The organism is Streptomyces sparsogenes, from assembly GCF_001704635.1.
GTDB classification, from domain to species: domain Bacteria; phylum Actinomycetota; class Actinomycetes; order Streptomycetales; family Streptomycetaceae; genus Streptomyces; species Streptomyces sparsogenes.
Map to the genome: position 1 here is coordinate 18,129 of NZ_MAXF01000190.1, position 24,267 is coordinate 42,395.

The following is a 24,267-nucleotide window of genomic DNA, read 5'->3' on the forward strand; positions in this document are numbered from 1 at the left end:
CGACGTGCTGTCCGACAATGTGAGCCGGATCGTGGACGCCCGGGTCAACGACCCCGGGGCCATCGCCGCCGCCGCGATACGGCGGGTGAAGGCCACCTCGCTGTTCGGCGAACACGGCAAGGCGATGATCATCGCCGCCGACCACCCGGCGCGCGGCGCCAACCGCGTCGGGGACGACGAGGCCGCCATGGCCGACCGCTTCGAGCTGCTGGACCGGCTGTGCACCGCCCTGGAACGCCCCGGGGTGACCGGTGTGCTGGCCACCGCCGACATCCTGGAGGACCTGCTGCTGCTCGGCGTCCTCGACGGCAAGAGCGTCTTCGGGTCCATGAACCGCGCCGGGCTCGCCGGGTCCGTGTTCGAGATCGACGACCGCTTCACCGGCTACGACGCCGAGACGATCGCCGCGATGGGCTTCGACGGCGGCAAGATGCTCACCCGCATCGCCCTCGACGACCCCGCCACCCCCTCCGTCCTGGAGAACACCGCCCGCGCCGTGGACGAGCTGAACGAACACCGGCTCATCGCGATGGTCGAGCCGTTCCTCTCCAGCTGGCAGAACGGCCGGATTCGCAACGACCTCTCCCCCGAGGCCGTCATCAAGTCGATCACCATCGCCTCGGGCCTGGGCCGCCGCAGCGCCTACACCTGGCTCAAGCTCCCGGTCGTCGACGACATGGAGCGCGTCCTGGCGGCCTCCACCCTGCCCGCGCTGCTGCTGGGCGGCGAGGTCAAGGACCCCGACGCGGCCTTCGCGTCCTGGGGCAAGGCCCTCAAGCAGCCCACCGCGCAGGGCCTGGTCGTCGGGCGCTCGCTCCTCTACCCCACGAACGGCGACGTCGCCGGCGCCGTGGACCGGGCGGTGAGCCTGCTGTGAGCGACACCGGCACCTACCACCTGCCCAAGGGGTCAGCGGGCGACGGCCCGTACGACCTCCTGGTCACGCCCGAGTCGGCGGGCTGGGGACACTCCGGCCTGCGGATCCTCACCCTGGCACCGGGGCAGACGCACACCCTGGCCACCGGGGACTCCGAGTTCCTGGTCCTGCCCCTGACCGGCGCCTGCACCGTCGTCGTCAACGGTGACACCTTCCCACTCGAAGGCCGCACCTGCGTGTTCGACTCGGTCACCGACTTCGCGTATCTGCCGCCCGAGTCGGAGGCCCTGATCAGCAGCACGTCCGGCGGGACGTTCGCGCTGCCCTCCGCCCGTACCGAGCGAGGCGGCCTCCCCGCTCGGTACGGGCGCAAGGAGGAGGTGCCCGTCGAGCTGCGCGGCGCCGGGGCGTGCTCGCGGCAAGTCAACAACTACTGCCTGCCCGGCACCTTCGAGGCCGGGCAACTGCTGGTGTGCGAGGTCCTCACGCCGGGCGGCAACTGGTCCTCGTACCCGCCCCACAAGCACGACCAGGCACGCACCGACGAGCACGGCGACCCGGTCGAGTCCGAACTGGAGGAGATCTACTACTTCCAGGTCGCGGGCGAGGGCGGCTTCGCCTATCAGCGGGTGTACGGCACCGACGAGCGGCCCATCGACGTGCTCGCCGAGGTCCGCTCGGGGGACACCGTGCTGATCCCGCACGGCTGGCACGGCCCGTCGATCGCCGCGCCCGGCTACGACCTCTACTACCTCAACGTCATGGCGGGCCCCGGCCAGGACCGCGCCTGGCTGATCTGCGACGACCCCGCCCACGCCTGGGTGCGCACCACCTGGGACGCACAGGACGTGGACGACCGCCTGCCCTTCGAAGGACCCGACCAGCGATGACCGACAAGACCGTCCGCCTCACCACCGCCCAGGCCCTCGTCCGTTTCCTCGCCAACCAGTACAGCGAGCGCGACGGCCAGGAGCAGCGGTTGATCCCCGGGGTGTGGGGCATCTTCGGGCACGGCAACGTGGCCGGGATCGGGCAGGCGCTGCTGCAGGCCGCCGTCACCGAAGAGGCCGATCTCCCCTACTATCTGGCCCGCAACGAGCAGGGCATGGTGCACGCGTCGGTGGCGTACGCGAAGATGCGCGACCGGCTGGCCACCTTCGCCTGCACGGCGTCCACCGGTCCCGGCTCCACCAATATGATCACCGGTGCGGCGCTGGCCACCACCAACCGGATCCCGGTCCTGCTGCTGCCCAGCGACATGTTCGCCACCCGGGTGGCCGAGCCGGTCCTCCAGCAGTTGGAGGACACCCGGGGCGGGGACGTCACGGTCAACGACGCCTTCCGGGCCGTGTCCAAGTATTTCGACCGCGTCTCGCGCCCGGAGCAGTTGATCCCGGCCGCGCTGGCCGCCATGCGGGTGCTCACCGACCCGGTCGAGACCGGTGCCGTCACCCTCGCGCTGCCGCAGGACGTGCAGGCGGAAGGCTACGACTGGCCTGTCTCCTTCTTCCGGCGCCGGGTGTGGCACGTGGGCCGCCCGGTGCCGGAGCCGGACGCCGTCGCCCGCGCCGCACGCCTGCTGCGGAACGCGAAGAAGCCCCTGATCGTGGCCGGTGGCGGCACCGTCTACTCCGGGGCCGCCACCGCCCTGCGCGCCTTCGCCGAGACCACCGGGATCCCGGTGGCCGACACCCACGCGGGCAAGGGCGCGGTGCCCTGGGACCACCCGTACGCGGTCGGCGGCATCGGTTCCACCGGCTCGTACGCGGCCAACGAACTGGCCCGCGAGGCCGATGTGGTCCTCGGCATCGGCACCCGCTACAGCGACTTCACCACCGCCAGCCACACCGTCTTCGGCGACCCGGACGTCAGGTTCGTCAACCTCAACGTCGCCCGCCTGGACGCCGTGAAACACTCCGCCGAGCCACTGGTGGCCGACGCCCGGCTCGGCATCCAGGCACTCGCCGAAGCCCTGGACGGCTGGGAGGTCGAGCCCGGGTACCGCGAGCACATCAGCCTCCTCATCGCCCGTACGCGGGAGATCGAGGCGGAGTGTTTCTCGCCCGGCCGCAACACCGGCGATCTGCCGGCCCAGACGCAGATCCTCGGCGCCCTCAACGAAACCCTCGGCGACCGCGACGTGGTCATCAACGCGGCCGGTTCCATGCCCGGGGACCTGCAACAGCTGTGGCGGGCACGGGATCCGAAGGCCTACCACGTCGAGTACGCGTACTCCTGCATGGGCTACGAGGTCGCGGCCGGCCTGGGCGCCAAGATGGCCGACCCCTCGCGCGAGGTCGTCGTGCTCGTCGGCGACGGTTCGTATCTGATGATGGCCCAGGAGATCGCGACCATGGTGTCCGAGGGCCTGAAGATCATCGTCGTCCTGGTCCAGAACCACGGCTTCGCCTCCATCGGCTCCCTCTCCGAGTCCCTCGGCTCCCAGCGGTTCGGCACCAGATACCGCTACCGCGACGACGATTCCGGCCTCCTCGACGGCGACATCCTGCCCGTCGACCTGGCCGCCAACGCCGCGTCGCTGGGCGCCGACGTCCTGCGCGCCACCTCGGTCGACGAGTTCCGCACCGCGATGGAGAAGGCGAAGGCCGCCGACCGCACCACCGTCGTGCACGTCGAGACCGACCTCTACGGGCCCAACCCGCCCGGACACGGCTGGTGGGACGTGCCCGTCAGCGAGGTGTCGGCGCTCGACTCCACCCGCGCCGCGTACGAGACGTACGCCGCCCACAAGCTCGCCCAGCACCACTATCTGTAAGGACACCTCACGTGAAGACCATCCAGCACTGGATCGACGGATCCCCGGTCCCCGGCACGGACACGGACACGGCCCCGGTGTTCGATCCGGCCACCGGCGCCGAGCAGGCCCGCGTCGTCCTCGGCGGCGCGGCCGAGGTGGACACCGCCGTCACCGCCGCCACCAAGGCCTTCGCCACCTGGTCCGAGTCCTCGCTCACCCAGCGCACCCAGGTGATGTTCGCCTTCCGGCAGCTCCTCGTCGAGCACGAGCAGGAGCTGGGCCGGATCATCTCCGCCGAACACGGCAAGACCGTGGACGACGCGCGCGGCGAGATCGTGCGCGGCCGGGAGGTCGTGGAGTTCGCCTGCGGCCTGGGCGACGTGTTGAAGGGATCCTTCTCGGACCAGGTCTCACGCGGCGTGGACGTGCACGACTTCCGCCAGCCCCTCGGCGTCGTCGCCGGCATCACCCCGTTCAACTTCCCCGCCATGGTGCCGCTGTGGATGCACCCCATCGCCATCGCCACCGGCAACACCTTCATCCTCAAGCCCAGCGAGCGCGACCCGTCAGCCGCGAACTTCGTCGCCGACCTCTACCGGAAGGCGGGCCTGCCCGACGGCGTGTTCAACGTCGTCCACGGCGGCAAGGACGCGGTCGACGCGATCCTCGCCCACCCCGGCATCGAAGCCGTCTCCTTCGTCGGCTCCACCCCCATCGCCAAATACGTCCATGAACAGGCCACCACGCACGGCAAGCGCGTCCAGGCCCTCGGCGGCGCCAAGAACCACGCCGTGGTCCTCCCCGACGCCGACCTGGAATACGCCGCGGGCCACATCACCGCCGGCGCCTACGGCTCGGCCGGCGAGCGCTGCATGGCCGTATCCGTGGCCGTCGCCGTCGGCGAGGCGGCCGACGGGCTGGTGGCGGTGCTGGAGCGCAAGGCCCGCGAGGTCAAGGTCGGCCCCGGCGACCGGCCCGGCACCGAGATGGGCCCGCTGGTCACCAAGGCCGCCCAGGAACGCGTCGAGAACGCCGTCGCCACCGCCGCCACCCAGGGCGCCACCGTCGTCGTCGACGGCCGCGGACTGAAGATCGACGGCCACGAGAACGGCTTCTTCACCGGCCCCTCCCTCCTCGACCACGTCACCACCGAGATGGACGCCTACCGGCAGGAGCTGTTCGGCCCCGTCCTCGCCGTCATCCGCGTCGACACCCTCGACCAGGCCATCGACCTGATCAACGCCAACCCCTACGGCAACGGCACCGCCCTGTTCACCGCCTCCGGCGAGGCCGCCCGCCGCTTCCAGCGCAACGTCAAGATCGGCATGATCGGCGTCAATGTGCCGGTGCCCGTCCCGATGTCCTACTACTCCTTCGGCGGCTGGAAGGACTCCCTCATCGGCGACTCCCCCATCCACGGCCCCGAGGGCATCCGCTTCTACACCCGCCCCAAGGTCGTCACCACCCGCTGGCCCCAGCAGAACCACCAGGTCACCGCGGGCTTCGCCTTCCCCACCTCCAGCTGATCCCCACCCCCAACTGATCCACGTCCCTGCCCGTCTCCCTCCCCGAAGGACACACCATGGCAACGGCGCCATCCCCACTCCGCACCACCGCGGGCAATCTGTGCCTGGGCTCCGCCCCGGATTCCTGGGGCATCTGGTTTCCCGAGGACGAGCACCAGGTCCCGTACACCCGCTTCCTCGACGAGCTGGCCGAGGCCGGCTACCAGTGGCTGGAGCTCGGGCCGTACGGCTACCTGCCCACCGACCCCCGCCGGCTGAAGACGGAACTCGACGCCCGCGGCCTGCGGGTCTCCGGCGGCACCGCGTTCGGCGCGCTGCACCGCCCCGAGGCCTGGGACGACATGCTCGCCCACGTCCGGCAGGTGGCCGGGCTGACCGCCGCCGCGGGCGCCCACCACCTCGTGCTCATCCCGCCCATGTACCGGGACGAGAAGACCGGCGACTTCACCGAGCCGCCCGAGCTGACGCCCGAGCAGTGGGCGGGCTTCGGCCGCGCCGCCGACCGGCTGGGCAGGCTCCTCCTGGAGGAGTACGACGTGCGGCTGGTCGTCCACCCGCACGCCGACAGCCACATCCAGACCCAGCCCGAGATCGAGCGGCTGCTGAACGAGTCCGACAGCCGCTACACCAATCTCTGCCTGGACACCGGACACGTCGCCTACGGCGGGGGCGACAACCTCGACCTGATCCGCCGCTTCGGCGAGCGCGTCGGCTATGTCCACATCAAGCAGATGGACCCGACCGTCCTCGCCCAGGTGGCGGCCGAGAACCTCTCCTTCGGCGAGGCCGTCAGGCGCGGGGTGTGCGTCTCCCCGCCGGCGGGCGTGCCCGACCCCGCCGACGTGGTGTCCGCCCTGGCCGGGCTCGACGCAGAGCTGTTCGTTATCGTCGAGCAGGACCTCTACCCGTGCGCTCCCGACGTGCCGCTGCCCATCGCCGTACGCACCCGTGAGCACCTGGCCGGCTGCGGCCTCACCGGAACCCGACGCCCGAACATCAACCGGTAGGAGGCGGCCATGGACGTCAGGGACGACGCGACTTCGGCCCCCACCCCCTCCCCCGCCGTCATGGACACCACCCCGCGGGCGGTGTCCCGGCGGCTGCGGGTCATCACCGTCATCGCCACCTTCGGTGGTCTCCTCTTCGGCTATGACACCGGTGTCATCAACGGCGCCCTGCCCTACATGACCGACGACCTGGGGCTCACCCCGGTCACCGAGGGCATGGTCACCAGCTCGCTCCTCCTCGGTGCCGCGCTGGGCGCGGTCACCGGGGGCCGGCTGTCGGACGCGCGCGGACGGCGGCGCACCATCCTCATCCTCGCCGTGCTGTTCTTCGTCGGCGCGCTGGGCTGCACGCTCGCCCCGACCACGGCGGTCATGGTCATGGCGCGGTTCGTGCTGGGCCTGGCCGTCGGTGGCGCTTCGGTGACGGTGCCCGTCTATCTCGCGGAGATCTCGCCCGCCGAGCGGCGCGGCGCCCTGGTCACCCGCAATGAACTCATGATCGTGAGCGGTCAGCTGCTGGCCTTCACCTCCAACGCGATCATCGCCCAGGTGGGCGGCGAGTCGGGCGGGATCTGGCGCTGGATGCTCGTGGTGGCCACGATCCCCGCCGTGGCGCTGTGGTTCGGCATGCTGGTGATGCCGGAGAGTCCGCGCTGGCTGGCCTCCCAGGCCCGTTTCTCCGAAGCGCTCGACGTGCTCAAGCAGGTGCGGTCGCAGGCGCGGGCCGAGGCGGAGCTGAGCGAGGTGTCCGCGCTCGCCGCCAGGGACGGGCAGGAGAGACTCGGTGGCTGGCAGGACATGAAGGCCACGCCCTGGGTCCGCAAGCTGATGTTCACCGGCTTCGGCATCGCGATCGTGCAGCAGATCACCGGCGTCAACACGATCATGTACTACGGCACCCAGATCCTCACCGACGCCGGTTTCGCCTCGGACAGCGCGCTGACGGCGAACATCGCCAACGGTGTGATCTCGGTGCTGGCCACCTTCGTCGGCATCTGGCTGCTCGGCCGGGTCAACCGCCGCCCCATGCTGATGACCGGCCAGCTCGGCACCACCGGGGCGCTGCTGCTGATCGGCTTCTTCTCGCTGGTGCTGCCCTCCGGTGAGGGGCGCGCGTTCGCCGTGCTCGCCATGACCATCACCTTCCTCGCCTTCCAGCAGGGCGCGATCTCGCCGGTGACCTGGCTGATGCTCTCGGAGATCTTCCCGATGCGGATGCGCGGCTTCGGGATGGGCGTCGCGGCCGTGGTGCTGTGGCTGACCAACTTCGTGATCGGCCTGGTCTTCCCGTCCCTGGTCTCCGGCATCGGGATCTCCAACACCTTCTTCCTCTTCGTGGTGGCGGGCGTCTTCTCCCTCACCTTCGTCAAGCTCTACGTCCCCGAGACCAAGGGACGCAGCCTCGAAACCCTCGAAGCCGAGCTCCGAGCGCGTTTCTCCTGACTTCCCAAGGAAACCCACCATGACCGTACGTGTAGGTGTCATCGGCGCCGGAATGATCGGGCAGGACCACATCCGGCGGCTCACCGAGGTCGTCACCGGGGCCGCCGTCACCGCCGTGACCGACATCGACCAGACCCGCGCCACCCAGGTCGCCGCCCGTGTCGGCGCCGTCGCGCCGCCCACCGGGGCCGATCTGATCGGCTCCCCCGACGTGGACGCCGTGCTCGTCACCTCGTGGGGCCCCACCCACGCCGAGCACGTCCTCGCCGCCGTAGCCGCCGGCAAACCGGTGTTCTGCGAGAAGCCACTGGCCACCACCGCCGAGGACTGTCTGCGCATCGTGGAGGCCGAGCGCGCCCACGGCCGCCGCCTGGTGCAGGTCGGCTTCATGCGCCGCTTCGACACGGGCTACCGCCGGATGAAGGAGGTCATCTCCTCCGGCGCCCTCGGCGCCCCGCTGATCGTGCACTGCGCCCACCGCAACCCGACCGTCCCGGACGGCTACACCTCCGCGATGGCCGCGCAGGACACGGCCGTGCACGAGATCGACGTGCTGCGCTGGCTGCTCGACGACGAGATCGTCTCCGCCCAGGTGGTCACCCCCCGCGCCACCCGCAACCGGTTCGACCACCTCAAGGACCCGCAGATCATGTACTTCGAGACGGCGAGCGGCATCCGCATCGACCTGGAGGTGTTCGTCAACTGCCGGTACGGCTACGACATCCAGTGCGAGACGGTCGCCGAGGAGGGCCTGGTGCGGCTGCCCGACCCGGCCTCCGTCGGCGTCCGCACCGCCGGCCGCCACGGCACCGCCGTCCCGCAGGACTGGAAGGACCGGTTCGCGGACGCCTTCGACACCGAGTTCCGCGAGTGGATCGCCGCGGTGGCGGCGGGCGCCGAACCCACCGGGCCGTCCGCCTGGGACGGCTACGCCGCCACCGTCATCACCGACGCCGCCGTCCGCTCCCTGGACACCGGCGGCCCGGTCGTCACCGTCGACATGAAGCCCCGCCCCGCGCTCTACGGAGGCACCGCGTGAAGATCGCCCTCGACCCGTACATGTTCCGCGCGCTGCCGCTGGACGAGATGGTGCGCACCGTGGCCGAGCTGGGCTACGAGTACATCGAACTGTCCCCGCGCGCCGACTTCATGCCGTTCTTCCTGCACCCGCGGGCGGACGACGAGCGCGTCGCCGCGCTGAAGAGGTCCCTGCGCGCCCACGGGGTGCGGCTCTCCTCCGTACTGCCGCTGTACAAGTGGTCCTCCCCGGACGAGACGGAGCGGCAGGCCGCCGTCCGCTACTGGAAGCGGATGATCGAGATCACCGCGGACCTCGGGTGTCCGCTGATGAACTCGGAGTTCAACGGCCGCCCCGAGCGGGCCGCCGAGAGCGAGGCCGCCTTCTGGCGCTCCCTGGAGGAGCTGCTGCCGCTGTTCGAGCGCGAGGGCATCGCCCTGAACCTGGAAGCGCATCCGGACGACTTCTGCGAGGAGAACACCCCGGCCGTGGACCTCGTCCGGGCGATCAACAAGCCGTGGGTCAACTACCTCTACTGCGCCCCGCACTCCTTCCACCTCTCCGGCGCCGACCCGGCGGCGGACATCGCGGCCATGCTGCGCTACGCGGGCGACAAGCTCCGGCACGTGCACATCGCGGACTCCTTCAACCACAAGGGGTCCTCGGGCCTGCGCTACATCCTCAACCCGCCCGGCACCCCGGCCCGGATCCACCAGCACCTGGACATCGGCCAGGGCGAGGTCGACTGGGACGCCTTCTTCGGCACCCTCCGCGAGCTGGAGTTCGACGGGGTCGCCACGGCCTGTGTGTTCGCCTGGGAGGAGCGGGCCCACGAGTCCTCGGCGTTCATGCTGGAGCGCATCCGCAAGGAGCTCGTCCCCCTCGCCTGAGCCGGGCTCCGGGGGCCGCGGACCGGCGGGCGCCAGGCCCGCCGGTCCGCCAACGGTGGCGGCCGCCGGCACCCGGCCGAACCGGGCCAGGCGGCGCTGCGGCGGGGTCGGGCCGGGGGCGGTCATGCTTCCGGGTCCGCGGCCGGATCCCCGCCCCGCGCCAGGAGCGAGGCCGCGTGGTCGGGCACGTAGGTCTGCAGGCGCCTGGGCGGCCGCTGGTATCCGGTGGGCGCGGGGCGGGGCGGCAGGGTCAGGTCCGGCAGCGGGATGTCACCGTAGGGCACGGTGGACAGCAGGTGGGCGATCATGTTGATGCGGGCCGCGCGCTTCTCGTCGGCCTCGACGACGTACCAGGGGGCCTCGGGAATGTCGGTGCGCGCGAACATCTCGTCCTTGGCCCGGGAGTACGCCTCCCAGCGCGTGATGGACTCCAGGTCCATCGCCGAGATCTTCCAGCGCCGGGTGGGATCGCTCAGCCGTTTGCGGAACCGCTTCTCCTGCACCGCGTCGCTGACCGAGAACCAGTACTTGCGCAGCAGGATCCCGTCCTCGACCAGCAGCCGCTCGAACACCGGGCACTGGCGCAGGAAGCGCTGGTACTCCTCCTCGGTGCAGAAGCCCATGACGCGTTCGACGCCGGCGCGGTTGTACCAACTGCGGTCGAACAGCACGATCTCCCCCGCGGCGGGGAGCTGCGCGGCGTGGCGCTGGAAGTACCACTGGGTGCGTTCCCGCTCGGTCGGCACCGGAAGGGCGACGATCCGCGCCACGCGCGGGTTCAGACGTTCGGTGACCCGCTTGATCGCGCCACCCTTGCCGGCCGCGTCACGCCCCTCGAAGACCACCACCAGCCGCTGCCCCTCGGCCCGCACCCACTCCTGGAGCTTGACGAGTTCGATCTGCAGACGGCGCAGCTCTTTCTCGTACCGGGCCCGGGGCAGCCGGCCGGAGCCGCGCTCGCCCATGGGACCAGTGTCGCATCGGTCGGGCCGCTCCGCCGCCCCTCGCGCGCGCCCCGGGCTGACACCGCGCGGGGGCCGGGGCAGGGTGGAAGCACACAGCGCACCGGGAAGGGCGGTGGTCGTGGTGGAGCTGCCCGCGGCGGGCCCGGGACGGGGATGACGCATGGGTTCGGCGATGCCCGGATGGACCTGGGAGTACACGGGCTACGACCCGGCCGAGGAGCGGCTGAGGGAGTCCCTGTGCGCCCTGGGCAACGGCTACTTCGCGACCCGGGGTGCCTTCCCGGAGTGCGCGGCGGATCGCGTGCACGGCCCCGGCACCTATGTCGCCGGGTGTTACAACCGGCTGGAGTCGCGGGTGGCGGGCCGGCGGGTGGAGAACGAGGACCTGGTCAACCTGCCCAACTGGCTGTCGCTGCGCTTCCGGAGCAGGGGCGAGGACTCCGGCGGTGAGGACACCGGTGGCGAGGCCCCGGCGCCGTGGCTCTCGCCGGACACCGCCCCGCCGCTCGACCACCGGCTCACCCTGGACCTGCGCGCGGGCGTCCTGGAACGCGCCACGCGGTACGTGGACCACGCCGGCCGGCACCTGTCCGTGCGGCAGCTGCGCCTCGTCCACATGGGCGACCCGCATGTGGCGGCGCTGCGGACCGAGTTCACGGCCGAGGACTGGGCGGGGAGGCTGGAGGTGGAGTCGGCGCTGGACGGGACGGTCGCCAACACCGGCGTCGCCCGGTACCGGCAGCTGGCCGGCCGGCACCTCACCCATGTGCACACCGGCACCGCGCCCAGCGGTGACGCGGTCTGGCTGCGCTGCCGCACCAGCACCTCCGACATCCGCGTCGGCATGGCCGCCCGCACCACCACCGACGGCGACACCGCCATCGCCGGCGCCCATGGGCCGGGGCGCGCCTGTCTCCTGCTGCGGCCGCTCATGGAGCCGGGCCGGACGGTGACCGTGGACAAGTGCGTCGCCCTGCACACCTCGCGCGACCCGGCGATCAGCGATCCGCTGCACGCCGCCGTGGACCGGGTGGGCCGTGCGCCGGGCTTCCCGGAGCTGGCCGCCACCCACCGCAGGGCGTGGGAGCAGCTGTGGCGGGCGTGCGAGCTGGACGTGCCCGGCCAGGCCGGGCGGATCCTGCGGCTGCACCTGTTCCACCTGCTGCAGACGCTCTCCCCGCACACCGCGGACCTGGACGTGGGGGTGCCGGCGCGCGGGCTGCACGGCGAGGCGTACCGGGGGCATGTGTTCTGGGACGAGCTGTTCGTGCTGCCGTATCTGAACCTGCACTTCCCCGAGGTGTCCCGGGCGCTGCTCGACTACCGCCACCGGCGGCTGGAACGGGCGTGTTTCGCGGCCCGCGACGCCGGGCGGGCGGGCGCGATGTACCCGTGGCAGAGCGGCAGCGACGGCCGTGAGGAGACCCAGCGGCTGCACCTCAACCCGCGTTCGGGACGCTGGCTGCCCGACCACTCCCGGCTCCAGCACCACGTCGGCTCGGCGATCGCGTACAACGTGTGGCAGTACGGCGAGGCCACCGGCGACGCGGAGTTCATGCACACCAAGGGCGCCGAGATGCTGCTCGAGATCGCCCGGTTCTGGGCCGACGCGGCCACCTGGGACAGCGCCCGCGGACGGTACCGGATCCTCGGCGTGGTCGGTCCCGACGAATACCACGACGCCTACCCCGGCGCCTCCCGCCCCGGCATCGACGACAACGCGTACACCAACGTCAGCGCCGCGTGGGTGCTGGCCCGCGCCATCGGCCTGCTGCGCTCCCTGCCCGAGCCGCGCCGCCGGGACCTGTACGAGCGCACCGCGCTGGACGACGCGGAGCTCGACGTGTGGGAGGAGGTGTCCCGGGGCCTTCTGGTGCCGTGGCACCGCGGGGTGGTCAGCCAGTTCGACGGCTACGGCGAGCTGGCGGAGCTCGACTGGGACCGCTACCGGGAGCGTTACGGCGACATTCGGCGCCTGGACCGGATCCTGGAGGCCGAGGGCGACACGGTCAACCGCTACCAGGTGTCCAAGCAGGCCGACGTGCTGATGCTCGGCTATCTGTTCGCGCCGGCCGAGCTCCACGGCCTCTTCCGGCGGCTCGGCCACGAGCTGGACGACACCGCCTGGCGGCGCACCGTCGACTACTACCTGCGCCGCACCAGCCACGGATCCACCCTCAGCAGCCTCGTCCACGCCTGGGTGCTGCCCCGGGTGCGGCGGGCGGACGCCTGGCGGTTCTGTCAGGAGGTCCTCACCGGCGACATCGCCGATGTGCAGGGCGGCACCACCGGGGAGGGCATCCACCTCGGCGCCATGGCCGGCGCCCTCGACCTCGTCCAGCGCGGCCTGACCGGCCTGGAGTGCCGGGCCGGGGTGCTGCGGCTGGATCCCGTGCCGCTGCCGGAGCTGTCCCGGTTCGGGCTGTCGGTCCGCTACCGGGGCCACTGGGGGGTGCGCCTGCGGTTGGGCGGCGGCCGGTTGCGGATCACCGTGCCGGTCTCCGACCGGGAACCGATCGAGGTGGCGTCGGCCGGCCGCACGGTGTCCGTGGCCCCGGGCGAGACCCGCCTGCTGACCCTGCCGGGCGGGTGTCGCGGCCGACAGCGCGAGGCCGCGCCCGACACGCCATGATGGGAGTGGGGCCCTACGCGTCAGAGAGGTGAGCCGGATGCCGCCGCAGGACGCCACGCGGCGCGCGGGTTACCGCGGTGTTCCCCACACCGCGGACCTCCGGGTGGAGGCGTGGGCCCCCACCCGCGAGGAGTGCCTGGCGCAGGCGGTCCGGGGCGTGCTGGCGTCATGCCTCGACCTGACGGGCGCGGCAGGTGTCCGCAGGCGGGAGGTCGTGCTGCGGGCGGACACCGACGAGGACCTGCTGGCGGATCTCCTGGACGAGGTCATCTACTGGCTCGACACCGCGGACGAGATCCCGGTCGAGGTGGAGCTGACCGCCGTCCCGGGCGGGCTGCGGGCCGGACTGCACATGGCGGACACCCGGTCGCTCCCCGCGACGGGGGCCGCGCTGAAGGCGGTCACTCTCCATGATCTGCGCTTCGGCCCCGGTCCCGACGGGTGGCGGTGCGCGGTGACGCTCGACGTGTGACGAGGACGGCCGGCATGGACATCACGGTGACGGAGGAGAGCCCGTTCCGCTTCCGCATCGACCCGCGGGGCCGGATGAGCGTGCCCGGCGTCGTCTTCGCCAGCCGGCGGCTGCTGCCGCAGGCGGTCGGGGACCGGGCACTGGAGCAGGTGGTGAACGTGGCGACACTGCCCGGCGTCGTCCGCGCCTCCTTCGCCATGCCCGATGTGCACTGGGGTTACGGCTTCCCGATCGGCGGGGTCGCCGCCACGGACATCGACACCGGCGGGGTGATCTCGCCCGGCGGGGTGGGGTTCGACATCTCCTGTGGCGTCCGGCTGCTGGCCGCCGACCTCGAGCGGGCGGAGCTGGCCCCGCGCCTGCGGCGACTGATGGACATCCTCGGCGACACCATTCCGCGCGGCGCGGGGCGCGGCGGCCTGTGGCGGCTGTCCGGGCGCGCGGAGATGGAGCAGCTCCTCGCCCACGGCGCCGGGTACGCCGTCGAGCGCGGCCATGGCACACCCCGCGACCTGGCCCGCTGCGAGGACCACGGGAGCCTGGCCGGGGCCGATCCGTCCCAGGTCGGGCAGCGGGCCGTGGACCGGGGGCTGGAGCAGGTGGGCAGCCTGGGCTCGGGCAACCACTTCCTGGAGGTCCAGGCCGTGGACCGGGTGTACGACCCCGGGGCGGCCGCCGCCTTCGGTCTGCGCCCCGGCCAGGTGTGCGTGATGATCCACTGCGGTTCACGCGGCCTGGGCCACCAGGTGTGCGCCGACCACGTACGGGTCATGGACCGCTCGCCGTACACCGGCGCCTTCGGCCTCCCGGACCGCCAGCTGGCCTGCGCCCCGGTCGCTTCGCCGCCCGGCCGGGCCTACCTCGGCGCGATGGCGGCCGCGGCCAACTACGGGCGCGCCAACCGGCAACTGCTCACCGAGGCCGCGCGCCGGGCGTTCGCCTCGGCCACCCGGGCCGGCCTCGACCTGGTCTACGACGTGTCCCACAACATGGCCAAGCTCGAGACTCACGAGGTGGAGGGCGTGCCGCGCCGGCTGTGCGTCCACCGCAAGGGCGCCACCCTGGCCCTCCCGCCCGGCTGCCCCGACCTGCCGGAGGACCTCGCCGAGGCCGGGCAGCCCGTCCTGGTGCCCGGCACCATGGGCACCGCCTCCTACGTGATGGTCGGCACCCCCGGGAACGACGCCTTCGCGTCCGCCTGCCACGGCGCGGGCCGGGTGTGGAGCCGCCACCAGGCGCTGCGCCAGGTCCGTGGCCAACAGCTGCGCGAGGAGCTGGAGTCCCGGGGCATCGCCGTCCGGCCGTCGTCGTGGCGCGGGCTCGCCGAGGAGACCCCCGCCGCCTACAAGGACGTCGACGCGGTGGTCGCCGCCACCGAAGGCGCCGGGCTCGCCAGGGCGGTGGCCCGGCTGGTCCCCCTCGGCGTGGTCAAGGGATGACCCGGATGGCCCAGACGGCCCAGACGATCCAGACGGCATACCTTGCGGGCCCGTCTCCGAAACCCTGCCCCAGGGCACGCCTCACGGGCCCTGAACGCACTACAGCGCCGAGGGCTGCCCGCTTCTCGTGGGCCCTGATTGCACGGTGCGCGGTTGTGGTCCGCTTCCCCGTGTCTCTTGTCGCCCTCGGTGCCACTTCCATCACACCACCGCGCCGCCCCGAGCGGAAGGGCCGACCGTGCCCCGCCCAGGGGCCGGCCCGCCCATCCGGGCGAGCCCGGCCGGTGCCACGGTGGACACGGGAAGCACCCGAAGCGGAATGAACCGGCCGCAGGAAGGCGGTGGGGACGATGTCGCTCTCGCTGGTCGTGGGCGTCGACGGATCGGAGTCGAGTCTCCAGGCGGTGGACTGGGCCGTGGACGAGGCGGCGCGCCACGGGCTGCCGCTGCGCCTGATCCACGCCTCCCGCTGGGACCGGTACGAGGGGAGCCTCCCCTACTTCGACACCGGCCGCCCGCCCTCCGCGGAGATCCTGGCCGAGCGGATCGCCGCGTCCGCCGCGGAACGCGCGGCGCTGCGCGACCCGGACGTCAAGGCGTGCGGCGAGGCGGTGGCCGAGGACACCGTGACCGCGCTGCTGGCGGCCAGCCGTGAGGCGTTCGCCGTGGTCACGGGCGCGCGCGGCGCGGGCGAGGTCGCCGGGTCGCTCCTCGGTTCGGTCAGCCTGGCGGTGGCGGCACGCGCCCTGTGCCCGGTGGTCGTGGTCCGCGGCGGGGAGCGTAACCGCGTGGGGGCCTTCGGCCGTGTCGTCCTGGCGATCGGCGACCCCGCGGAGGGCTCGGCGGCGGCGCGGTTCGCCTTCGCCGAGGCGCGGACACGCCACGCCGAGGTGCGGGCCGTACGGACCTGGCTGTGCCCGGCGGAGCGGCACGCGGGCCGGCCGCTGCACGCGCACGAGGCCCCCACCCTGCTCTACGAGGAGCAGGCGGCGAGCATCCTCGGCGAGGTGCTGGACCGGGTCGAGGACGAGCGCGACGGGATCGCCTGCCACCGCGATGTGGTCGAGGGGCCCGCGCACCGGGTGCTGCTCGACCTGTCGGCCCACGCCGACCTGCTGGTGGTCGGGGCCCTCCGCCGCCCCGACCACACCGGTCTGCAGCTCGGCCGGGTCAGCCACGCCGTACTGCATCACTGCGCGTGTCCGGTGGCCGTCGTACCGGACCGCCCGTGACGGTGGCCGGGCCCCCGGGGACGGTCCGGTCCGGCGCGACAGAAGGGCTCCGGGTGCGGACACTTGGGGAAAGGCGCCGAACGTGAGGAGCGCGCGTGGCCGGATTCCGGGAGTTGCTGCTGCGGTTCCGCCCCGTGGGTTCGCCGGGCCGGGCGGCGCCCGGCGGCGTCCCGGCGGATCGCGCCGCCGAGCTCGCCGCCGAGCTGGCGCCGCCGCTGTCCCATCTGGAGGCGGCCGAGGCCGAGGCGCGGCGCATCCGTGAGGAGGCCGCCCGGGCGGCGGCGGCGAAGCGGCGGGACGCCGAGCGGCAGGCGGAGACGATCGTGCGGCGGGCCCGGGAGCGGGCCGACGAGGTGCGGGCCGGGGCCGCGGCCCGGGGCCGCCTCGCGGCCGAGGCCGAGGCGGCGGAGCTGCTGGCCACCGCGGAGCGGGACGCGGCCGCGACCCGGGCCCGGGCCCGGGCCCGGATGCCCGGGCTGCTGGACCGGGTGGCGCGGCTGGTGATCGAGGACATCGAGGCACCCGGGCCGCCGGTGGCCGGACCCGGAAGCGCCCCGGCGCGGGGTGGGCCGGACGGGGGCCTGCCGGAGCGGGGCCCGTGAGGGGCGCCGGGTGGGTGGCGGGGGTGACGCGGGCGAGGGCCATGCTCTCCCGCGCGCTCGGTGCGGAGCGGGCCGGGCAGGTGGCCTCGGCTCCGGGTCTCGACGCCGCCGTGCGGTACCTGAGCGCCTCGGCCTACGGCCACGGCCTGCCGTCCGAGGCCTCCGTCGCCGAGGCCCAGCGGGCGGTGGCGGAAACCCTGGTGTGGCAGCTGCGGGTGCTGGCCGGGTGGCAGCCGCCGAGCGGTGTGACCGCCCTCCGGCTGCTCGCCTGCGGCTTCGAGATCGCCAACGCGGAAGACCATCTGCGGACACTGACGGACGGCGGCCCACCGCGGCCGCCGTACCGGCTGGGCACGCTGGCGACGGCCTGGCCCCGGCTGGCCCTCACCGGCTCGCCCCAGGAGCTGCGGGCCGCGCTGGCCGCCTCCGCCTGGGGTGATCCGGGGGCCGCCACCCCCGCGGCGGTGGCGGTCGGCATGCGGGTCTCGGCCGCGGTGCGCACGGCGACGGCCGTCCCGGAGGCCGCGCGCTGGGCGGCGGGGCGGCTCGCCCTGCTGGTCGGGCGCGAGACGTTCGTCGCCCGCCGCTCGCTCACGCGCGCGTCCGCCCTGCGGGCGGGTCGGTTGCTCGGCACGGACGCCATGGCCGCGTCGTCGTATCCCGACTTCCAGCGGCACCTGCCGCCCGCCGCGCGGTGGGCCGTGGCCGGGGTCGAAGGACCGAGCGAGCTGTGGCGGGCCGAATGGCGGTGGTGGCACCGGCTCGACGAGGACGGACGGGGCCTGACGCACGGAGCCCGGCTGGGCCGCGCGCCCGTGGTCGGCGCCGCGGCGGTGCTCTCCGCGGACGCGTGGCGGGCGCGAGGCGCGCTGGAGCTGGCCGCCCGGGGCGGTGGCCGGTGGGAGGCCTTCGATGCTCCGGCCTGAGCCGATGATCCCGGTCCGGATGCGGCGGGTGGCGATCGTCGCCCCGTGTGCCGCGCTGCGGGACGTCCTGGTGCGGGTCGCCGAGGCCGGCCGCGTCGAGATCGATCGCGCCGACGGCGGCGGGGCCCACGCGCCCCGGACCGCGCCGGGCTCCGCCACCCGCCGGCTGCGGGCCGCCCGGACCGAGCCGGGAGGCGCCGTGCTCAGTGCCGCTCCGCCCGATCTCGACGCGCTGGAGCGAGCGGGCCGCACCGATCTGCTGGCCGGCGAGGCGCAACTCGAGGAGCGTCTCGGCGGCGCGGTGCGGCACGGCGCCGTGGCGGCACTGGCCGGCTGGTGTCCCGCCGCGGACGTCCCGGCGACCGCCGAGCGTCTCGCCGCGGCGGGAGGCTCGCTGGTTCCCCTGCGCACGCCGCGCGGCGTCGACCCGCCCACCCTGCTGCGGGGCACCGGCGCGGTGCGACGCTCGTTCGCGGGTCTGGTGCGCACGTACGGGACGGTGCCGTACGCGGACCTGGACCCCAGCGTGCCCGCGGGCGTCGTCTACGTGGTGATGTTCGGGGTGATGTTCGGCGACGCCGGGCACGGGGCGCTGCTGCTCCTCGCCGGGCTGTCGCTGCGGCTCGGCCGTCCCCGCCGGGCAAGGCCGCTGCGCGGCCTGTGGCCGTTCGTCGTCGGGGCCGGGGTGACCAGCACCCTGGCGGGCGTCGCCTACGGGGAGTTCTTCGGTCCGACCGGGGTGCTCCCGGCGCTGTGGCTGAACCCGCTGCACGACCCCCTGCGGCTGATGGCCGCCGCCGTGGGACTCGGCGCCGTGCTGCTGGCCGGCGCGTACGGGGCGGGGATCGTCAACCGCTGGCGGGAAGGCGGGCCGTCGGGCGCCCTGTACGCGCTGTCCGGCGTCGCCGGGGCGATGCTCTACCTGGGGCTCGCCGTGATGGGCGGCGCGCTGTGGCTGAGCCGCGCCGGTGTGCTGTTCGCCGGGGCCACGATCGCGGGCGCGGGCCTCGTCCTGGCGGGCTGGGGGCTGTTCGCCGTGACCGGTGGCGGTCCGGGCGGGGTGGTCCAGGTCGGTGTCCAGCTCTTCGACGGGGTGCTGCGCATCGGGTCGAACGTCGTCTCCTTCGCACGGCTCGCGGCCTTCGGGCTCACGCATGCCGCGCTGGGGGCGATCGTGTGGCAGGGCACCACGGCACTGGCGCGCGCGGGCCAGGCGGCGCTGGTGGCCGCCGCCGTGCTGTTCGTCGTCGGCAACGCGCTCGCCTTCGCGCTCGAGGCGCTGGTCGCCGGGGTGCAGGCGCTGCGTCTCGAGTTCTACGAGCTGTTCTCCCGCGTCTTCGAGGCCCAAGGCCGTCCCTTCCGCCCCTGGCGGCTCCCCGTGCTGGACGGCGGGCCGGACGGCGGGGGCGCCGCGGCGACAGCGCCTCGGCGGGACGCGCCGGACAAGGAGGCCCTGTGATCGCCTGGTTCATCGCCCTGCCCCTCGTCGCCGCGGTCGCCGCGGGCCTGCGCCGACTGACCGTACGCCGTGGCCGCACGGCCCTGCGCTGGGTGCTCGCCGCGAACGCCCTGCTGTTCGCGGCCGCCCTGGCGCTCCTGGTGGTGGCGCTGGACGGCCGGTCCGCACAGGCCGCCGCCCCCGTGGCCGCGGCGGCCCCGACGACGGGCTCCGGGTCCGCGGCGCTGATCGGCGCGGCGATCTCGGTCGCCGGGGCGTCCCTGGGGGCGGCGATCGCCGTCGCCTACACCGGTGCCGCCGCGGTGGCGGCGCTCAGCGAGCGCCCCGAACTCTTCGGCCGCGCCATGGTGATCGTCGGCCTCGCCGAGGGCATCGCGATCTACGGCCTGGTGATCGCCATCATCCTGATCGGAAAGGCGTGACGGTGGGACGCGTGGCGGCCGTCGGGGAGCGTACCCGGGTGGCCGGGCTGGCCCTGGCCGGAGTCACCGTGGTGGCCGCCGAGGAGCCGCACGCGGTCCGCGAGGCGTGGCGGGACCTGCCGCCCGACGTGACCCTGGTGATCCTGACGCCCGCGGCGGCCGACGCGCTCGGCCCCGCGCTCGGGGCGGGCACCCGCCCGCTCACCATGGTGATGCCGTCGTGACACAGCCGCTCCCCCACCAGGCGGTGGCCGCCCTCGCCCCGGTGCGCACCGCGTTGCTGCGCGCGGCCACCGCCGAGGCCCGGGATCTGCTGGACCGTGCGGACCGGGAGGCCGGGGCGCTGATCGCCGAGGCGCACGACCGGGCGCGGTCGCTGCTGGAGGATGCCCGCCGGCAGGGCGAGCGGGACGGCGCGGCGGCCGCCCGCGGCATACGGGCCCGCGCCCGCGGCACGGCTCGCGCCCGTGAGCTGGCCACACGTGGCCGGATCTACGAGGAGCTGCGCTCCCGGGCCCTCGCGCGCGTCCGGGAGGCGTGGGACGCCGCAACCCGCCCGGCCGACGTGTCCCTCGGCCTGCTGCGGTCCCGCGCGCGACGGGTGCTGGGCCCGGACACCGAGGTCACCGAGGCCCCCGGCGGAGGGGTGGTGGCCCGGCTGGCGGACCGGCGCGCCGACTACACCCTGGAGGCCCTCACCGCGCGCGCGGTGGACCGGCTCGGAGCGGAGGTGGAGACGCTGTGGTCGGCATGACCGCCACCGCGGCGGAGCGGCCGGGGCACCCGGAGGGTCCGGCTCGCCCGTGCCGGATCCTGCGGGTCGCCGGACCGCTGGTCGAGGTGGAGTACGTCGGCGGAACGGCCATGTACGACCTCGTCTCCCTCGGGCAGGCCGGGCTGCCCGGCGAGGTGGTGGCCATCGGCGGCGATGTGGTGACCGTGCAGTCCTACGAGTACACCGGTGGCCTGGCGCCCGGTGACACGGCGCGGCCGATGGGCGCGCCGCTGTCCGCCGCCCTCGGCCCCGCCCTGCTGGGCGGCGTGTTCGACGGTCTGCTGCGGCCGCTGTCCGGCGGCGGGGAATGGCTCCGGCCGGGGAGCGTCCGCCCCGCCACCCCGGAGCGCACCTGGTCCTTCGTACCGGAGGTGAGCGAGGGGGGACGGATCGGGGAGGGCGGCGTGGTCGGGGAGATCCGGGACGGCGGGCCGGTCCGCTCGCGGGTTCTCGTGCCGCCGGGGGTGGGCGGCGTGGTGGAGCGCGTCGCCGCCGCGGGGGCGTACCGGCAGGACGAGGTGGTGGCGGTCGTGGGCGGGGCCGAGGTGCGGATCGGCGCCTCGTGGCCGGTCCGCCGGCCGCGTCCGGTGCGCGAGCGTGGTGGCGAGCGCGAGGCGCTGGGCACCGGGCAGCGCGTGATCGACCTGCTGTTCCCCGTCGCCCGCGGCAGCACGGTGGCCGTCCCCGGCGGATTCGGCACGGGCAAGACGATGCTGCTGCAGCAGATCGCCAAGTGGTGCGACGCGGACGTGATCGTCTACATCGGCTGCGGGGAGCGCGGCAACGAGATGGCGGACGTCATCGCCGAGCTGGCCGCGCTGGAGGACCCGCGCACCGGCGGGCGGCTCGCCGACCGGACGGTGACCATCGCCAACACCTCGAACATGCCGATGATGGCCCGTGAGGCGAGCGTCTACACGGGCGCCACGGTGGCCGAGTACTTCCGGGACATGGGGCTCGACGTCGTCGTGATCGCCGATTCCACCTCGCGCTGGGCGGAGGCGCTGCGCGAGTTCGCCTCGCGCACCGGCGCGCTGCCGGCCGAGGAGGGGTACCCGGCGGGCCTGGCGTCGGCCATCGCGGCGTTCTACGAGCGCGCCGGGGCGGTGGTCACGCTGGGTGGCGAGCGGGGCTCGGTCACCATGATCGGCGCGGTGTCCCCGCCCGGGGGCGATCTGACCGAGCCGGTCACCGCGCACACCGAGCGGTTCGTACGCTCGGTGTGGTCGCTGGACCGCGACCTCGCCTACGCCCGCCACTACCCCGCGCTGTCGTGGTCCGGGTCGTTCTCGCGCGACGCCGCGGTGCTCGCCGAGCGGCGCGCCGCGGCGGGCGACGCCGCCTGGGCCGACCGGCGGGCCCGGCTCGCCGCGGTGCTCGCCGAGGCCGACCGGCTGGCCGATCTGGTGGACCTGGTCGGCGTCACGGCACTGCCCGATCCGGAACGCGTCGGCGTCCTGGCCGGGCGTCTGGTGCGCGAGGGGGTGTTGCGGCAGAGCGCGTTGTCCGCCAACGACGCCTACTGCGGGCCGGGCAAGGCCGCGGCGCTGGCCGACGCCGTGCTGGCCACCGTCGACCGCTGCCGTGAGCTGGTGGCCTCCGGGGTCCCGGCGGCCACCGTGGAGGCGGTGGACTTCGGCCCGGTGCTCCGGGCCCGCGAGGAGGTGGGGCCGCACGACACCGAGGGGGTGGGGGCGCGGCGTCAAGCCATGCTGGACCGGCTCGGGGAGCCGCGGTGACCGCCTGGAGCGAGGTCGAGTACACGGCGGTGCGCGAGCTGCGCGGCCCGCTGGCCGTCGTGGCGGGGGTCTCGGGGGTGGGCTGGGACGAGTTCGTGCGCATCACCCTGGATTCGGGCGAGCGGCGCTACGGCGTGGTGCTGGAGGTGGACCGTGACACCGCCGTGGTCCAGGTGCTCGAGGACACCTCCGGGATGGACCCGGCGCGCCTGCGGGTGTCCTTCGCCGGCGAGCCGCTGCGCGTCCCGGTCGGGACGGGGTGGCTGGGCCGGACGTGCAACGGCCGTGGCGAGCCGGTGGACGGCGGCCCGCCGGTTTTCGGCGAGGCGAGCGCGCCCGTGGGCGGCACACCGATCAACCCCGTCCGGCGGGAGCCGCCGGCGGATCCGGTCCTCACGGGCGTCGGTGTCATCGACGCGCTCACCACGCTGGTGCGCGGGCAGAAGCTGCCGGTGTTCTCCGTGGCCGGGCTGCCCCATCTGGAGCTGGCCCTCCAGATCGCCGCGCAGTCCACCGTCGGCGGCGCGGCGTTCAGCGTGGTGTTCGCCGGGATGGGCCTGACCCATGCGGACGCCTCCTTCGTACGGGACGCCCTGGAGGAGCGCGCCGCGGCGGCGGAACTCGTCCTGCTGCTCAACACCGCCGACGACCCGGTGATCGAGCGGATCCTGACCCCCCGCATCGCGCTGACCGTGGCCGAACACCTGGCTTTCGCCCGCGGACACCACGTGCTGGTGGTGATGACCGACATGACCGCTTACGCGGAGGCACTGCGCGAGGTCTCGGCGGCCCGCGGCGAGGTCCCGGCCCGCCGCGCCTACCCCGGCTATCTCTACAGCGACCTGGCCTCGCTGTACGAACGCTGCGGACGGATCCGCGGCCGGAGCGGCTCGGTCACGGTCCTGCCCGTGCTGACCATGCCCGCGGGGGACATCACCCATCCGGTGCCCGACCTGACGGGATACATCACCGAGGGCCAGATCGTGCTCTCCCGGCAGCCGCACGCCCTGGGGGTGTACCCCCCGGTGGACGCCCTGTCCTCGCTGTCCCGTCTGATGCGCAAGGGCGCCGGCCCCGGGCGTACCCGGCCGGACCACCTCGACGTCGCGGCCCAGACACTGGCCGCGCTCTCCCGGGCACGGCAGGTCCGGGAGCTGTCGGACCTGGTCGGGCAGGGGGCGCTGAGCCCGACCGACCGCCGCTATCTCGACTTCGACCAGGCGTTCTGGCGCCGTTTCGTGGCTCAGCCCCGCGACGAGGCGCGCCCGTTGGACCGGACCCTGGACGCCGTCTGGCAGGTGCTGCTCACCCTTCCGCGAAGCGAGCTGGCGCTGCTGCCCACCGCGCTGCTCGACGGGCACGGCGCCCGGGAAACGCCGGCCGGCGGCGAGCGCGAAGGAGCGGAGGAATGACGACCGCCCCTGGAACACCGCCCTCACGCGCCGACCGCCTGCGCCTGCGGCACAGCCTGGACGTCGCGCTGCGCGGAGCCGACCTCCTGGAGCGGAAACTGCGCGTCCTGCGGGCGCGCCACGAGGAGTTGCTGCGGGCCGAGGAGACGCGTGCGCGCGCGTGGCGGGACTCGGTGCGGGCCGCCGAGACCTGGCTTCTTCGGGGGCTCCTCCTGGGCGGCGAACACGGCCTTGGGACGGCGGCCGAGGGGGTCGGCGACGCGGAGGTCACATGGGGCGAGGAGTCGACGACGGGGGTCCGCCACCCCACGCTCGCCGCGTGCCGCGTCCCGGAGCGCTCCCCCGAGGCCGCCGCTCCCCGCAACACCGCCTTGACGCACGCGGAAGCCGCCTACCGCGAGGCGCTGCGGGCGGGCGCGGAGTGCGCGGCGGCGCGGACGGCCGCCCGGCTCGTCGGAGACGAGGTGGCGCGCACCCGGCGGAGGGTCCGCGCCCTGCGCCGCCATTGGATCCCCCGGCTGGAGGAGTCGCTCGCCCGGGTCGTGCTCGCCCTGGAACAGGCCGAGCACGAGGACGCCGTACGACGTCGGTGGGCCGCCCGGGGGACCACCGCCGGACCGGGCACCGGCCACCGCCGGTGAGCCGGGGCCGCGCGCGCCCTCCGGCCCACCGC

22 protein-coding genes are annotated in these 24,267 nt (G+C 74.2%); 21 read left to right on the top strand and 1 reads right to left on the bottom strand.

Features of this window, described 5'->3' with window-relative positions:
* Positions 1 to 4 precede the first annotated feature (4 nt).
* The 8 genes from BBH68_RS34490 to BBH68_RS34525 are packed head-to-tail and all read left to right on the top strand — an operon-like array spanning position 5 to position 9,519.
* Positions 5 to 877, top strand: coding sequence for a Cgl0159 family (beta/alpha)8-fold protein (locus BBH68_RS34490; RefSeq protein ID WP_065967714.1), 873 nt, complete (start codon positions 5 to 7; stop codon positions 875 to 877).
* Positions 874 to 1,767 carry a 5-deoxy-glucuronate isomerase gene (gene iolB, locus BBH68_RS34495; RefSeq protein ID WP_065967715.1) on the top strand — a complete coding sequence of 298 codons (894 nt, stop codon included), beginning with the start codon at positions 874 to 876 and terminating at the stop codon, positions 1,765 to 1,767. Before BBH68_RS34490 ends, iolB begins: the two co-directional genes overlap by 4 nt.
* The gene (gene iolD / locus BBH68_RS34500) at positions 1,764 to 3,653 is read left to right on the top strand and encodes a 3D-(3,5/4)-trihydroxycyclohexane-1,2-dione acylhydrolase (decyclizing) (RefSeq protein WP_065967716.1); all 1,890 of its coding nucleotides are present in this window, start codon (positions 1,764 to 1,766) and stop codon (positions 3,651 to 3,653) included. Before iolB ends, iolD begins: the two co-directional genes overlap by 4 nt.
* A gap of 11 nt (positions 3,654 to 3,664) precedes the next feature.
* Positions 3,665 to 5,161, top strand: coding sequence for a CoA-acylating methylmalonate-semialdehyde dehydrogenase (locus tag BBH68_RS34505; RefSeq protein ID WP_065967717.1), 1,497 nt, complete (start codon positions 3,665 to 3,667; stop codon positions 5,159 to 5,161).
* Between the two features lie 56 nt (positions 5,162 to 5,217).
* Complete coding sequence (locus BBH68_RS34510; RefSeq protein ID WP_065967718.1) at positions 5,218 to 6,168, top strand: TIM barrel protein; 951 nt, start codon at positions 5,218 to 5,220, stop codon at positions 6,166 to 6,168.
* 9 nt (positions 6,169 to 6,177) lie between these two features.
* Positions 6,178 to 7,611 (top strand): sugar porter family MFS transporter, encoded by a 1,434-nt coding sequence (locus BBH68_RS34515; protein ID WP_065967719.1) that lies wholly within the window; start codon positions 6,178 to 6,180, stop codon positions 7,609 to 7,611.
* Positions 7,612 to 7,630: 19 nt separating this feature from the next.
* Positions 7,631 to 8,650, top strand: a complete 1,020-nt coding sequence (locus BBH68_RS34520; RefSeq protein ID WP_065967720.1) for a Gfo/Idh/MocA family oxidoreductase — start codon at positions 7,631 to 7,633, stop codon at positions 8,648 to 8,650.
* On the top strand, positions 8,647 to 9,519 hold the full coding sequence (locus tag BBH68_RS34525; protein ID WP_065967721.1) for a sugar phosphate isomerase/epimerase family protein: 873 nt from the start codon (positions 8,647 to 8,649) through the stop codon (positions 9,517 to 9,519). Before BBH68_RS34520 ends, BBH68_RS34525 begins: the two co-directional genes overlap by 4 nt.
* 122 nt (positions 9,520 to 9,641) lie before the next feature.
* On the opposite strand, the gene ppk2 is transcribed toward BBH68_RS34525, so the two are convergent.
* The gene (gene ppk2 / locus BBH68_RS34530) at positions 9,642 to 10,484 is read right to left on the bottom strand and encodes a polyphosphate kinase 2 (protein WP_065967722.1); all 843 of its coding nucleotides are present in this window, start codon (positions 10,482 to 10,484) and stop codon (positions 9,642 to 9,644) included.
* 172 nt (positions 10,485 to 10,656) lie between these two features.
* Here ppk2 and BBH68_RS34535 point away from each other — a divergent pair, with 172 nt between their 5' ends.
* The 13 genes from BBH68_RS34535 (at position 10,657) to BBH68_RS34595 (ending at position 24,235) form a co-directional block, all read left to right on the top strand.
* Positions 10,657 to 13,116, top strand: coding sequence for a glycoside hydrolase family 65 protein (locus BBH68_RS34535; protein ID WP_065967759.1), 2,460 nt, complete (start codon positions 10,657 to 10,659; stop codon positions 13,114 to 13,116).
* A 37-nt stretch (positions 13,117 to 13,153) separates the two neighbouring features.
* Positions 13,154 to 13,588: an archease gene (locus tag BBH68_RS34540; protein WP_065967723.1), complete on the top strand. Its 435-nt coding sequence runs from the start codon at positions 13,154 to 13,156 to the stop codon at positions 13,586 to 13,588.
* Positions 13,585 to 15,027, top strand: a complete 1,443-nt coding sequence (locus BBH68_RS34545; protein ID WP_342673164.1) for an RtcB family protein — start codon at positions 13,585 to 13,587, stop codon at positions 15,025 to 15,027. Before BBH68_RS34540 ends, BBH68_RS34545 begins: the two co-directional genes overlap by 4 nt.
* Before the next feature lie 350 nt (positions 15,028 to 15,377).
* Positions 15,378 to 16,259 carry a universal stress protein gene (locus tag BBH68_RS34550; RefSeq protein ID WP_065967725.1) on the top strand — a complete coding sequence of 294 codons (882 nt, stop codon included), beginning with the start codon at positions 15,378 to 15,380 and terminating at the stop codon, positions 16,257 to 16,259.
* A gap of 95 nt (positions 16,260 to 16,354) precedes the next feature.
* Positions 16,355 to 16,861, top strand: a complete 507-nt coding sequence (locus BBH68_RS34555; RefSeq protein WP_065967726.1) for a hypothetical protein — start codon at positions 16,355 to 16,357, stop codon at positions 16,859 to 16,861.
* Between the two features lie 23 nt (positions 16,862 to 16,884).
* Positions 16,885 to 17,787 carry a V-type ATPase subunit gene (locus tag BBH68_RS34560; protein WP_245738446.1) on the top strand — a complete coding sequence of 301 codons (903 nt, stop codon included), beginning with the start codon at positions 16,885 to 16,887 and terminating at the stop codon, positions 17,785 to 17,787.
* On the top strand, positions 17,774 to 19,246 hold the full coding sequence (locus BBH68_RS34565) for a V-type ATPase 116kDa subunit family protein (RefSeq protein WP_211301848.1): 1,473 nt from the start codon (positions 17,774 to 17,776) through the stop codon (positions 19,244 to 19,246). The genes BBH68_RS34560 and BBH68_RS34565 overlap by 14 nt, the downstream gene beginning before the upstream one ends.
* Complete coding sequence (locus BBH68_RS34570; RefSeq protein WP_065967728.1) at positions 19,243 to 19,668, top strand: ATP synthase subunit C; 426 nt, start codon at positions 19,243 to 19,245, stop codon at positions 19,666 to 19,668. Before BBH68_RS34565 ends, BBH68_RS34570 begins: the two co-directional genes overlap by 4 nt.
* A 2-nt stretch (positions 19,669 to 19,670) precedes the next feature.
* Positions 19,671 to 19,892, top strand: a complete 222-nt coding sequence (locus BBH68_RS34575) for a V-type ATP synthase subunit F (protein WP_245738447.1) — start codon at positions 19,671 to 19,673, stop codon at positions 19,890 to 19,892.
* Positions 19,889 to 20,422 (top strand): V-type ATP synthase subunit E family protein, encoded by a 534-nt coding sequence (locus BBH68_RS44135; protein WP_065967730.1) that lies wholly within the window; start codon positions 19,889 to 19,891, stop codon positions 20,420 to 20,422. The genes BBH68_RS34575 and BBH68_RS44135 overlap by 4 nt, the downstream gene beginning before the upstream one ends.
* Entirely contained in the window at positions 20,419 to 22,182 is a 1,764-nt protein-coding gene (locus BBH68_RS34585; RefSeq protein ID WP_065967761.1) for a V-type ATP synthase subunit A, read from the top strand. Before BBH68_RS44135 ends, BBH68_RS34585 begins: the two co-directional genes overlap by 4 nt.
* Positions 22,179 to 23,594: a V-type ATP synthase subunit B gene (locus BBH68_RS34590; protein ID WP_065967731.1), complete on the top strand. Its 1,416-nt coding sequence runs from the start codon at positions 22,179 to 22,181 to the stop codon at positions 23,592 to 23,594. Before BBH68_RS34585 ends, BBH68_RS34590 begins: the two co-directional genes overlap by 4 nt.
* On the top strand, positions 23,591 to 24,235 hold the full coding sequence (locus BBH68_RS34595; protein WP_076971244.1) for a V-type ATP synthase subunit D: 645 nt from the start codon (positions 23,591 to 23,593) through the stop codon (positions 24,233 to 24,235). Before BBH68_RS34590 ends, BBH68_RS34595 begins: the two co-directional genes overlap by 4 nt.
* The last annotated feature ends 32 nt before the right edge of the window (positions 24,236 to 24,267 follow it).